Here is an 11,937-nt window from a genome sequence, read left to right as displayed (position 1 = left end):
GGAGACCGAACAGACATGACGATCCGGCAGCACACCGTCGTCGACAGCCCGTACGGCCCGCTCACCCTCGTCGCCACCGACGGCGTGCTCAGCGGGCTGTACATGACCGAGCAGCGGCACCGCCCCGCGGAGGAGACCTTCGGCGAGGAGGACGAGCGGCCGTTCGGCGAGACGATCAGCCAGCTCGACGCCTACTTCGCCCGCGAACTCACCGAGTTCGACCTGCCGACGCACTGCGCGGGAACCCCCTTCCAGCGCAGCGTGTGGGAGCAACTGCGCCGGATCCCGTACGGGCAGACCCGCACCTACGGCGAACTCGCGGAGATCCTCGGCAACCGGGGGGCCTCCCGCGCGGTGGGTCTCGCCAACGGCAAGAACCCGATCGGCATCATCGTGCCCTGCCATCGCGTCATCGGCTCGTCCGGCAGCCTCGTCGGCTACGGCGGCGGCCTCGACCGCAAACAGCGGCTGCTCTCCTTCGAGCGCGGAGGCTTCGACGACGCGCTCTTTCAGCCCGCGAGCCGCTCCAGCAGCGCGGGCAGCGCCGTCCCGATGGGCTCCCGGACGACCTCGTCGGCCATCTCGTCGTAAGGCGTGGGTTCGGCGTTCACGACGATCAGCCGGGCGCCGTGCTCGGCCGCGACACCGGCGAGGCCCGCGGCCGGCTGGACCTGGAGGCTGGTGCCGACGGCGACGAAGACCTGACAGGCCTTGGTGACCGCGACGGCCTGACCCAGTACCACCGGGTCGAGGCGCTGGCCGAACATCACGGTCGCCGACTTCAGGATCCCGCCGCACTCCAGGCACGGCGGGTCGTCCTCACCGGACTCCACGCGGGCGAGGGCGTCCTCCATGGGTCCCCGCGCGTGGCACTCGGTGCACACGAAACTCCGTGCGCTGCCGTGCAGTTCGAAGACCTTGCGGGCGGGCAGCCCGGCGAGCTGGTGCAGTCCGTCCACGTTCTGAGTGATCACCCGCACCGGCACCCCGGCCCGCTCGAGCGCGACGACCGCCCGGTGCGCCGCGTTCGGCTCCGCCTTCAGCGTCCGGTTCTTGCGCCGCATCTGCCACGAACGCCGACGGATCTCCGGATCAGCCATGTAGTACTCGTACGTGACGAGCTTCTGCGCCTCCGGGTCCCGCCGCCACAGCCCGTTGGGGCCGCGATAGTCAGGGATTCCGGAATCGGTGGAGATACCGGCACCGCTGAGGATGGCGACAAGAGGCCGGTCATGGTGCGAGGTCACTTCTGCCATTGCTCTGCTCCACAAAGTGCCGGCGTCCCCTCACACCTGCGCCTGCCGATGCCGCGCCCGGATCGCGAGGGCTGTCATATGACCGAATGTACGTAGACGGCGCCACCTGTGGCGAACCGTTTGCGCGCCGCTGCTACCGTCCCGCCCATGGCGAAGCTCACGATCAGTCTGGATGCCGAACTCGTCGTCGAGGTCATGGTGCTGGCGGGCGTGGGCAGCCCGCAGGACGCCGTCGAGCTGGTCGTGCGCGACTACATCGCACGGGGCCACCGCACGGAGGCGCGGGTGGCCGCACGCGACGAGCCCCAGGGCAAGCGCGACGTCCAGCCGCCGGATCCCCAGGCGTGACCGCGGGGGCGACCGGTCAGGACACGGGCGGCAGTCCGTTCACCAGCTCGACCGTCCCGGTGCCCGCCTCCAGCGCGTCGAGGGCGGCCAGCACCCGGTGCCCGAGCGAACCGAGCAGGAACCGGGGAAGGTCCTCCCTGGCCACCAGCCGCCAGGAGAGCAGCTCCTCCTCCTGGAGCCGGATCGTCTTGAGGCGTTCCTCGGTGAGCACGCCGCCGTCGTACACGTACGCGGTGATCGGCGGCCGGCCCTCGCCCGGCACCCAGTCGACCGCGAGCAGCGCCCCCGGCTCGACGTCGAGCCCGATCTCCTCCGCCGCCTCCCGCCGGGCGGCCTGGCGCGGAGTCTCGCCCAGATCGGACTCGATGGTGCCGCCCGGCAGCCCCCAGCCCTCGCGGTAGTTGGGCTCCACGAGCAGCACGAGACCCTCGTCGTTCCGCAGCAGCACGGCGGCACCGGCGAGCACGCGGGGGAGGGCAGCGATGTACGCGGCGTAGTCGGAGGTCGTCACGGCACGCAGCGTAGGCCATACGGCGTACGGAGGCGGACGATGTGGGACTGGCATGCCCTCCGGTGCTGCCGATAAGGTCGGGGCGGCGCGACTGCCTGTTCGATAGCAAGGGATACAAGGTGACGGACGGAGCAGTTACTCAGCCCGCACGAGTGCTCGTCGCGGCTGACAAGTTCAAGGGCTCGCTCACGGCCGTAGAGGTCGCGGAGCGGGTGACGGCCGGCCTGCGGCGGGTCCTGCCCGGGCTGGAGGTCGAGGCCCTGCCCGTCGCCGACGGCGGCGACGGCACGGTCGCGGCGGCGGTCGCCGCGGGCTTCGAACGCCGCGAGGTGCAGGTCACGGGGCCGCGCGGCGAGTCACTGACCGCGGCGTACGCCCTCCGGGACGGCACCGCGGTGGTCGAGATGGCCGAGGCCTCCGGCCTCCAGCACCTGCCGGCCGGTGTCTTCGCGCCGCTGACCGCCACGACGTACGGCTCCGGGGAACTCCTGCGCGCCGCGCTCGACGCGGGCGCGCGCACAATCGTCTTCGGCGTCGGCGGCAGCGCCACCACCGACGGCGGCGCCGGAATGCTCGCCGCGCTCGGCGCGCGCTTCCTCGACGCGTCCGGAGCGCCGGTGCCGCCCGGCGGGGGAGGCCTGCGCGAACTGGCGACGGCCGACCTGTCCGGACTCGACGCCCGCCTCAAGGACGTCGAACTGATCCTCGCCAGCGACGTCGACAACCCGCTGACGGGTCCGAAGGGCGCGCCCGCCGTGTACGGGCCCCAGAAGGGCGCCACGCCGGACGACGTCGCCCTCCTCGACGAGGCCCTCGCGCACTACGCCGCCGTCCTCGGCCCCGAACACGCGGACTCGCCCGGCGCGGGCGCGGCCGGCGGCATCGGCTACGGCGCGCTCGTCGCGCTCGGCGCGAGTTTCCGGCCCGGCATCGAGGTCATGCTCGACGTCCTCGGTTTCGCCCCCGCGCTGGCGAGGGCGACCCTCGTCATCACCGGCGAGGGCTCCCTCGACGAGCAGACCCTCCACGGCAAGGCCCCGGCGGGCGTCGCGGCGGCGGCCCGCGCTCGCGGCATCGAGGTCGTCGCGGTCTGCGGCCGCCTGGCCCTCCCCCCGGAGGCCCTGGGCCACGCGGGCATCCGCCGCGCGTACGCCTTGTCGGCGCTCGAACCGGACCCGGCGAAGTCCATGGCCGGGGCGGGCCCCCTCCTGGAACGCGTGGCGGAGTCGATCGCGCGGGACTTCCTGACCTGACCGTCGCCGGGGGCGCGTCCCGCTGCGCGGGACGTTTCCCCACCCCGCCCTTTCCCGAACCGGGGCTCCGCCCCGGGCCCCGTAGGGGCGGACGCCCCTCCCGGGGAGGGCGCATCAGTTCTGGAGGGACGCCCCACTGTCCGTGCGCGGGCTCGGCCGTGCCGCTGCGCGGGGCGTTTCCCACCCCGCCCCTCCCGCTGTATCGATGTGCGGCTCCGCCGCGTGAGGGGCAAGCCCCGGGCCCCAGGGGGCGGACGCGCCGGCCCCTCCCCGGCGAGGGGAAGTTGGTTGGGGCTGGCGCCGCCCCACACCCCTAGGACGGCAGCTTCGCGCCGCGACACCGGCCGCCCCAGCAGCACGCCCGACGGGAACGGACACGGCCGAGCTCAGGGGCCCGCCCCGGATCGGACACCGGCGGGCACCCCACGTGTGGTCCCACCGAGCTGTTCCCGCCCAGTAGCCGGACGGCCGTCCCAGCTTGGAGCGGCCACCGGCCGGTACGGGCGGTACCGGACGTGAGGGGGGCGGGGTCGTAGGAGGGGGGTGTCCGGAAGTAAAGCGTCGCAACTCGCGCGCAGCGCGGTGAGGACAGCCATTCCGGACACCCCCCTCCGGAGGCCCCGTCACCCGCGGCACCCCCCCACCGGGCCGGCGCCCCCGCCCCACAGGGGCGACACGCAACCCAGCCGGCCACCTCAGCGCGAGGCGACCGCCTTGCCGGGCCACGCCCCGCATGGGCGACACCCCCGGCCGGGCCGGCCCCGCGGGCCGAAGCGTCCCGCGCCGGCCACGCCCTGCGAGAAGCGCACCCCCCGGTCCGGGCCCACCCCCTGGGCGGCACGCTCCTGGCCGGGCCGGCCTTCAGGCCGCAGCGCCCCGTCCCGGACGCCGGCAGGGCGCTCCAGCCCGGTGCCCGGGCCCGCCCGCAGGGCGCACCCGCCCCGTGTCGGGCCGCACCCCCCGCCCATGTGCGGCGCACGCCCCGCGGAGCGCGACGCCCCGGGCACGGCGTGTCGGCTGTGCCGGTGCACAACGTGGGTGTCCCGCCGCTGGTCAGGCGCAGCGAGTCCCGTGACAGCCGTGGACCCCGCACACCGCCCGGTGCTGGTGTTGGCCCCCGAGAGGCGAGCCGACCGTTGGCGAGCCGGACAAGGGGTTGCGTATGGCCGCCGCGTTGGAGGTGCGGGCGCTGTCCGTGGGGTACGGGCCCGTGCGGGCGTTGCGGGACGTCTCCGTCGAGGTGCCCGAGGGTGCAGTCGTCGCCGTGCTCGGCGGCAACGGCGCCGGCAAGTCCACCCTGCTGCGAGCGGTGTCACGCACACTGCCGTTCCAGCGTGGGCATGTCACCGCCGGAAGCATCAGTTTCGAGGGCCGCCCGCTGGACGGCCTCAGCGCCGCCCGGGTCGTGGCGGCCGGAGTCGTCCAGGTGCCGGAGGGCCGCCAGGTCTTCGCACGGATGACCGTGGCGGACAATCTGCGGGCCGGCACGCTCGGAGTGCGCGGCCGGCGGGAGTCGGCCGCCGCGCTCGCCCGCGTGCACGAGCTGTTCCCCGTGCTGGCCGACCGCGCCCAGCAGAAGGCCGGTCTCCTGTCCGGCGGTGAACAGCAGATGCTCGCGATGGGGCGGGCGCTGATGGCCCGTCCCCGGCTGTTGCTCCTCGACGAGCCATCGCTGGGCCTCGCCCCGCTCATGGCGGCGCGGATCGCCGAGACGATCAAGGAGATCAACGCCGCCGGCACGCCCGTGATGCTCGTCGAGCAGAACGCCGCGATCGCCCTGCGACTGGCTTCCCGGGCCTATGTCCTGGACGTCGGCGAGGTCGCGCTCGAGGGACCGGCCGACGAGCTGGCGGCCTCGGACGAGGTCCGGCGCCGTTATCTCGGGGTCGTCGACGAGGACGCCGCACAGGACGCCGTGCAGGCGCAGCACGCGGCGCCGACGCTGCGGAGGTGGTCCGCATGAGCGCGACGACGACCACGGCGGTCGCACCCCTCGTCGTCGACGAGGTGACGGTCCGCTTCGCCGGCCTCACCGCACTGGACGGGGTGTCCTTCACCGTCGAGCCGGGCAGTGTGCACGCCGTCATCGGGCCGAACGGGGCCGGCAAGTCCACCACGTTCAACGTCCTCTCGGGCGTGTACAGGGCGACGGAGGGCAGTGTCCGCTTCGGCGACGACGAGCTGACCGGCCTCCCGCCGCACCGCATCGCGGCCCTCGGCGTGGCCCGGACGTTCCAGAACATCGCGCTGCCGCCTCACGTCACGGTCGCCGACAGCCTGCTGCTCGGCCGGCACCGGCTGACCCGTACCGGGTTCGTCGCGGCGGGACTGCGGCTGCCGTCGGCGGCCCGCGAGGAACGCCGGCACCGCGAACGTGTAGCCGAGATCGCCGAGTTCGTCGGCCTCGCGGACGACCTCGACCGGCCCGCCGGTGAACTCCCTTACGGAAAGCAGAAGCTCGTGGAACTGGCCCGCGCCCTGTGCATGGAGCCGCGGATCCTGCTCCTCGACGAGCCCGTCGCGGGCATGACCGCCGACGAACGGCGGCAGACCGCCGCGGTCGTCGCGGGTGTACGCGACAGCCTCGGCATATCGATCGTGCTCGTGGAACATGACATGGGGGTGGTGATGCGGCTCGCGGACGCCGTGACCGTGCTCGACTTCGGACGCCGTATCGCGGGCGGCACGCCCGCCCAGGTACAGGGTGATCCGGCGGTAGTGCAGGCGTACCTCGGTACGGAGGCCACGCCATGACCACGTTCACAGAACTTCTCCTCGGCGGGCTGTCCATCGGCTCCGTCTACGCCCTGATCGCCCTCGGCTTCGTCGTCATCTTCAAGGCGACGGAGGTGGTCAACTTCGCCCATGCCTCGCTGCTTCTCGCGGGCGGCTACATCACCGCGGTCCTCCACGACGACCTCGGCTTCTGGCCGGCGCTGGCCGTCGGGATCGCGGGTGCCGCGGTCGTCGGTTCCGCCGTCGACTTCCTGGTCATGCGCCGTTACCGCGGCTCCGACCACAGCGTCCTCGCCATCGTCACGATCGGTGTGGACATCCTCCTGACGACCGAGCTCACCCGGCTGATCGGCACGGACGTGATGGCGCTCGGCGACCCCTGGGGCGACCGGGTCGTGAACCTCGGCGAGATCACGATCGCGCAGACGCGGATCGCGGCGTTCGTCGCCGCCGCGCTGCTCATCACGGCGTTCCTGCTCGCCTTCCGTTACACCTCCTGGGGTGTGGCGATGCGGGCCGCGGCCGAGAACCCGCAGACGGCCGCGCTGATGGGCGTACGCCTCGGACGGGTCTCGATGTCGGCCTGGGCGGTCGCCGGCGCGCTCGCCGCGGTCGCGGCGCTGTTTCTGACCGTCTTCCCGACGCCCGGCCTGGAACGGGCCACCTCCCTCGCCGCTCTCAAGGCGTTCCCCGCCGCGATCCTCGGCGGGCTGGACTCGACCACGGGTGCGCTGGCGGGCGGTCTGATCGTCGGGGTCACGGAGTCGTTCGCGACGGGCTACCAGAGCGAACTGACGTTCCTGGGTGGGGGGATCGGGGATCTCGCCCCGTATCTGGTGATGCTGCTCGTGCTGTTGGCGCGGCCCGCCGGACTCTTCGGCACGAAGGAGCTCGCCCGTGTCTGACACCGACCGCCCCGGCTCCGAGGAGCGCGCAGAGCACGTCGGGACCGCGGCGCCGTCCGTCCCCGCCCCCTCGGGCGAGGCCGCGAAGCCGTCCGTCCCCGCCCCTGCCGGCGAGGCCGCCGCGCCGGCGAAGCCCGCCGATGCCGCACCCGTACCGCCCGGCGGTACGGAGCCCGCGAAGCCGGCGTCCGAGGCTGCCCGGCCCGGCCGGGTGGCCGGTGTACGGCAGGGGCCGCCATGGCGGCGCCCCCGCGCGTACGTCTGGTGCGCCCTGTCGCTCCTGCTCCTCGCGCTCCCCTTCTATCTCGACCGCTTCTGGCTCCAGGCAGGCCTGTTCGCCATGGCCGCCGCGATCGGCGCCATCGGTATCAACCTGCTCACCGGCGCGACCGGTCAGCTCTCCATGGGGCACGCCTTCTTCCTGGCCATCGGTGCGTACGGATACTGCGTCCTGGCCGGCGGCAACGACGTGGAGAGCGGTCACGAGCTGGCCGGTCTCGGCCTGCCGACGTGGCTGGCTGCCGTGCTCGCGGTGCTCCTCGCGGGTCTGGCGGGCGGAGTGTTCAGCCCCATCGCCGGCCGGCTGCGCGGGGCGTACCTCGGTATCGCCACGCTCGCGCTGATCTTCGTCGGCCAGCATGTGCTGTTCAACGCCCGCGATCTGACCGGCGGTTTCAACGGCCGCGCGGTGCCTCCGCTCTCCATCTTCGGATTCGAGTTCGACGACAGCGAGCTCCTCGTCGCCGCCGTCCCCTTCCAGTCCATGGAGAAGCTCTGGTACGCCGCGCTCGTCGCCCTCCTGGTGTGCGGCCTCTTCGCCCGCGGGGTGCTCCGCGGCCGGCCTGGCAGGGCGATGAACGCCTTGCGGGACCACCGCATCGCCGCCGGCGTGATGGGCGTACCGGTCGCCCGCTACCGGGCCGCCGTCTTCGTCCTGTCCTCGATGTACGCGGGTCTCGCCGGCGTCCTGCTGGCTCTGATCTTCCAGCGGACCGTGCCCGAGTACTTCGGCATGATCCTGTCCCTCGAGTACCTGGCCATGATCGTCATCGGCGGTCTCGGCACGGTCGCGGGAGCCGTCGTCGGCGCGATCTTCGTCTCGCTGCTCCCCCAGGTCCTCACCCGCTGGAGCGACGCCCTGCCCCTGGTCTCCGCACCGGGCACCGGCGGCGTGTCCCCCGGGGAGGCCTCCCGCTATCTGTACGGCGCGGCAGTCGTCGCGGTCGTGCTGTTCCTGCCCGGCGGGCTCACCCGCCTCGTTCCGTCCCCTCGGGAGAAGAAATGAAGTCAAGAACGTACGCGGCGGTCCTCGCCGTCCTCGCGCTGACGGTGACGGCCGGTTGCAGCAGCAAGGCCACCAGCGGCGACGGTGACACCAACGGCGCCGGGGGAGTCAAGACCGACAAGGGGGTCACCGACAAGGCGATCACGCTCGGTGTCCTCACCGACATGACGGGCGTCTACGCCTCCCTCGGCAAGAGCGTCACCCAGGCCCAGCAGCTGTGGGCGAAGCAGACCAACGCAGCCGGCGGCATCTGCGACCGGCAGATCACGCTGACGATCCGCGACCACGGCTACGACCCGCAGAAGGCCGTCGCCGGCTACACCGAGCTGGAGCCGAAGGTGCTCGGCTTCGCGCAGTTCATCGGCTCACCGTTCGTCGCGGCCGTCAAGGAGCGCGTCAACGGCCAGGACAAGGGGCTCGTCCTGCCCCAGGCGTGGTCCGCGAACCTGCTGGGCAGCCCCTACGTCCGTGTCCTCGGCGCCACGTACGACGTCGAGACGATCAACGCCGTCGACTACCTCCTCGCGGAGAAGCGCATCGCCAAGGGCGACAAGATCGGTCACGTCTTCTTCGAGGGCGACTACGGCGAGAACGCGCTGGCCGGCTCCAAGTACGCGGCCCAGAAGGCGGGACTGACGGTCGTAGAGCAGAAGATCAAGCCGACGGACAACGACATGTCGGCGCAGGTCGCGGCCCTGAAGAAGGCGGGCGTCAAGGCGATCCTGCTCAGCGCGGGTCCGCGGCAGGCGGCGTCCTTGGCCGGTGTGGCGGCGGCGGGCGGCTTCAACGTCCCGATCGTCGGCAACAACTCCGCGTTCGCGCCGCAGCTGCTGGCGACGCCGGCGGGTCCGGCGCTCACCAAGGACTTCTACATCGCCTCCTCCACGCTCCCGATCGGCGCGCCGGAGCCCGGCCCGTCGAAGCTGGCCAAGGAGTACGCGGCCGAGTACCCGAAGGACGGCCTCGACAACGGTGTGGTCGCCGGCTACACGGCGGCGACGGTCTTCGGCGAGGCGCTGAAGAAGGCGTGCGCCGACAAGGACCTGACGCGGGAGGGCGTCGACAAGGCGCTGCTGACGCTCAACGCGTACAAGAGCGACTTCGGCATCACCCACGACCTCTCGGACCCGGCGGCGCCGTCGACCCGTGAGAGCTACATCATGAAGCCCGACAAGTCCGTGCCGGGGGGCCTGAAGGTGGTCCGGCCGGGCACGGCGTCGGAGGCGGCGAAGGCCTTCAAGCCCTCCGCCGGCTGACCCCGGGGCTCCCGCCCCTCGGCCCCCGGGCGCGCATGCGCCCGGGGGCCGAGCCATGCCTGCGGGGGCCTCTCGATGTGCGGCGTCCGAGCGGACCGGCGACTTTGCGCTCTGCCGGCGCGGGAACCGGCCCGACCGCTCCGGCGGCGACGCCACGCCGCCGACCGCGACCTGGCGCCGGGCGGCCTCGTGCCGCTGCGCGGGGCGTTTCCCACCCCGCCCCTTCCCGCTGTATCGATGTGCGGCTCCGCCGCGTGAGGGGCAAGCCCCGGGCCCCAGGGGGCTGACGCACCCGGCCCCTCCCCGGCAGGGGGAAGGTTTGGTGGGGCTGACGCCCCCACACCCCCAGGACGGCAGCTTCGCGCCGCGACAAGCACCTGCCGCACGCCCGTGGCAGGGGGCACCGGTCCGGGCTCAGGTGCCCGCACCACGAGTTGCCCGCTCGGACGGGACACCGGCAGCGTGCCGTCCCACCGGGCTGTCCCCGCCCCAAGGCCGGACCGTCGCCCCCCATGCAAACGGCCACCGGCCCGAGTTGGCCCCACCGGCGTGAGGGGGGCGGGGTCGTAGGAGGGGGGTGTCCGGAAGTAAAGCGTCGCAACTCGCGCGCAGCGCGGTGAGGACAGCCATTCCGGACACCCCCTCCGGAGGCCCCGACACCCGGCACCCACCACCGGCGCAGCCACGCCCCGCAAGGGGCGCCCCCGAGCCAGCCCCGAGGCGCCCCCCGTGCCAGTCCCCCACCAGCACGGACCCGCCTCCAGGGCGACACGCCGGTGCGGGGCCCGCCCCGCAGGGGCGACACGCCCCCCGTGCCGGCCTCATACGTCTGAGGGCCCGGATGCTTTCGCATCCGGGCCCTCAGACGTATGTGAACGAGACTCGCTACGGCAGCTGCGCCGCCCGCGCCTCGCGGCTCTCGCGTCGGTTGTCACGGAACGTGTTCACCCGGCGTGCCGTCGCGAACAGCGGAATCGTCGCCGCCATCACGATCTGGAGCGCGCAGCCCATCTGCAGCAGCACCTGCCCGCCCGGCGCGTCGAAGGCCCACGCCGCCAGCATGCCCATGGCCGCCACGATCCAGCAGAGCACCGCCACCGCGAGGACGCCCCGCGGCTTCGGGTACTCGACCCGGCTCACCATCAGCCACGCGGTACCGACGACCGCCAGCAGTGTCGCCTCGAACGGCAGCTCGAGCAGCACGATCGAGACGACCGTGAGCGCACCGAACGGGGAGGGCATGCCCTGGAACGTGCCGTCCTTCACGGTGACGCACGAGAAGCGGGCAAGCCGTAGCACCACCGCCAACAGCACAACGATCGCGCCCACCGCCGCGACCCGCTCATGCGCGTCACTCGCGACCATGCCGTACACGAGCACGAAGTACGCGGGCGCCAGGCCGAAGCTGATCAGGTCGGAGAGGTTGTCCAGCTCCGCACCCATCGGCGAGGACCGCAGCTTGCGGGCGACGAGGCCGTCGAACAGGTCGAAGACAGCCGCGCACAGCATCAGTATCACTGCCGTGGCCGCGCTGTTGCGGGCCATGCCCGACTCGTCGCCGGAGAGGTGCGGGATGAGGATGCCGGTGGTGGTGAAGTACACCGCCATGAATCCGCACGTCGCGTTACCGAGTGTGAGTGTGTCCGCTATCGACAGCCGAAGGGACAGCGGCATTTCCTCCGCGTCGTCCTCGTCCTCGGCGACCCAGTTCGCGGCCTGTGTGTCGGGATCAATCACGGTCAATTCGAGTCACCCCCGCAGTCGTGGTCTGACCGACCTCGACAGCGACGTCGACACCTTCCGGAAGGTAGATGTCAACGCGCGATCCGAAGCGGATCAGACCGATGCGGTCGCCCTGCTCGACCTTGGTGCCCTGCGGGATGTACGGGACGATCCGCCGCGCGACCGCGCCGGCGATCTGCACCATCTCGATGTCACCGAGCTCGGTGTCGAAGTGCCAGACAACGCGCTCGTTGTTCTCGCTCTCCTTGTTGAACGCGGGGACGAAGCCGCCCGGGATGTGCTCGACCGACGTCACCGTGCCGAGAGGGGCGCGCGGTTGACGTGGACGTTGAGCGGGCTCATGAAGATCGCGACGCGGGTACGTCCGTCCTTCCACGGCATGATGCTCTGCACCACACCGTCGGCGGGCGAGATGACCCGGCCGTGTGCGATCTCACGCTCGGGGTCGCGGAAGAACCACAGCATGCCCGCCGCGAGCGCGGTGGTGGGCACGGCGATGGCCGCGGCACGCCGGGAGCGGCGCGAACGGGCCAGGCTGAGTGCAGCGGTGGCGACGGTCGGCAGAAGCCACGGCGATGCTCCGCGAGCGATACGTACGCCAAGGAGGCTGTCGCGAGGTGCAGAGGTTTGGCTGTGGGGCATGG

Annotated in this window: 11 protein-coding genes and 1 pseudogene; 8 read left to right on the top strand and 4 right to left on the bottom strand. The window is 72.6% G+C overall.

Features of this window, described 5'->3' with window-relative positions:
• Positions 1–15: 15 nt before the first annotated feature.
• Positions 16–591: a methylated-DNA--[protein]-cysteine S-methyltransferase gene (locus tag GLX30_RS06345; protein ID WP_159684598.1), complete on the top strand. Its 576-nt coding sequence runs from the start codon at positions 16–18 to the stop codon at positions 589–591.
• On the opposite strand, the gene GLX30_RS06340 is transcribed toward GLX30_RS06345, so the two are convergent.
• Positions 510–1,256, bottom strand: coding sequence for a Sir2 family NAD-dependent protein deacetylase (locus GLX30_RS06340; RefSeq protein ID WP_159684595.1), 747 nt, complete (start codon positions 1,254–1,256; stop codon positions 510–512). The genes GLX30_RS06345 and GLX30_RS06340 overlap by 82 nt on opposite strands.
• A 147-nt stretch (positions 1,257–1,403) precedes the next feature.
• Here GLX30_RS06340 and GLX30_RS06335 point away from each other — a divergent pair, with 147 nt between their 5' ends.
• Positions 1,404–1,604, top strand: coding sequence for a type II toxin-antitoxin system VapB family antitoxin (locus tag GLX30_RS06335; RefSeq protein WP_159684592.1), 201 nt, complete (start codon positions 1,404–1,406; stop codon positions 1,602–1,604).
• Positions 1,605–1,620: 16 nt separating this feature from the next.
• Here the strand turns inward: GLX30_RS06335 and GLX30_RS06330 are convergent, their stop codons facing one another.
• On the bottom strand, positions 1,621–2,115 hold the full coding sequence (locus GLX30_RS06330; protein WP_208545376.1) for an NUDIX hydrolase: 495 nt from the start codon (positions 2,113–2,115) through the stop codon (positions 1,621–1,623).
• Positions 2,116–2,234: 119 nt separating this feature from the next.
• Here GLX30_RS06330 and GLX30_RS06325 point away from each other — a divergent pair, with 119 nt between their 5' ends.
• The 6 genes from GLX30_RS06325 to GLX30_RS06300 all read left to right on the top strand — a co-directional run bounded on the left by GLX30_RS06325 (position 2,235) and on the right by GLX30_RS06300 (position 9,550).
• Complete coding sequence (locus GLX30_RS06325) at positions 2,235–3,368, top strand: glycerate kinase (RefSeq protein WP_159684586.1); 1,134 nt, start codon at positions 2,235–2,237, stop codon at positions 3,366–3,368.
• A 1,162-nt stretch (positions 3,369–4,530) separates the two neighbouring features.
• A complete protein-coding gene (locus tag GLX30_RS06320; protein WP_159684583.1) occupies positions 4,531–5,331 on the top strand; it encodes an ABC transporter ATP-binding protein in 801 nt (266 codons plus the stop codon).
• Positions 5,328–6,122 carry an ABC transporter ATP-binding protein gene (locus tag GLX30_RS06315; protein ID WP_159684580.1) on the top strand — a complete coding sequence of 265 codons (795 nt, stop codon included), beginning with the start codon at positions 5,328–5,330 and terminating at the stop codon, positions 6,120–6,122. Before GLX30_RS06320 ends, GLX30_RS06315 begins: the two co-directional genes overlap by 4 nt.
• Positions 6,119–7,009, top strand: coding sequence for a branched-chain amino acid ABC transporter permease (locus GLX30_RS06310; protein WP_005309543.1), 891 nt, complete (start codon positions 6,119–6,121; stop codon positions 7,007–7,009). The genes GLX30_RS06315 and GLX30_RS06310 overlap by 4 nt, the downstream gene beginning before the upstream one ends.
• A 211-nt stretch (positions 7,010–7,220) precedes the next feature.
• A complete protein-coding gene (locus GLX30_RS06305) occupies positions 7,221–8,294 on the top strand; it encodes a branched-chain amino acid ABC transporter permease (RefSeq protein WP_159694892.1) in 1,074 nt (357 codons plus the stop codon).
• Positions 8,291–9,550 (top strand): ABC transporter substrate-binding protein, encoded by a 1,260-nt coding sequence (locus tag GLX30_RS06300; protein ID WP_159684577.1) that lies wholly within the window; start codon positions 8,291–8,293, stop codon positions 9,548–9,550. Before GLX30_RS06305 ends, GLX30_RS06300 begins: the two co-directional genes overlap by 4 nt.
• 885 nt (positions 9,551–10,435) lie before the next feature.
• On the opposite strand, the gene pssA is transcribed toward GLX30_RS06300, so the two are convergent.
• A complete protein-coding gene (gene pssA, locus GLX30_RS06295; RefSeq protein ID WP_159684574.1) occupies positions 10,436–11,293 on the bottom strand; it encodes a CDP-diacylglycerol--serine O-phosphatidyltransferase in 858 nt (285 codons plus the stop codon).
• A pseudogene (locus tag GLX30_RS06290) lies at positions 11,280–11,935 on the bottom strand (phosphatidylserine decarboxylase). Before GLX30_RS06290 ends, pssA begins: the two are co-directional and overlap by 14 nt.
• Positions 11,936–11,937: the final 2 nt, after the last annotated feature.

It is taken from the genome of Streptomyces sp. Tu 2975, from assembly GCF_009832925.1.
Lineage (GTDB): Bacteria > Actinomycetota > Actinomycetes > Streptomycetales > Streptomycetaceae > Streptomyces.
The sequence above is the reverse complement of the archived record's forward strand: the minus strand, read 5'-3'. Positions and strand labels throughout refer to the sequence as shown.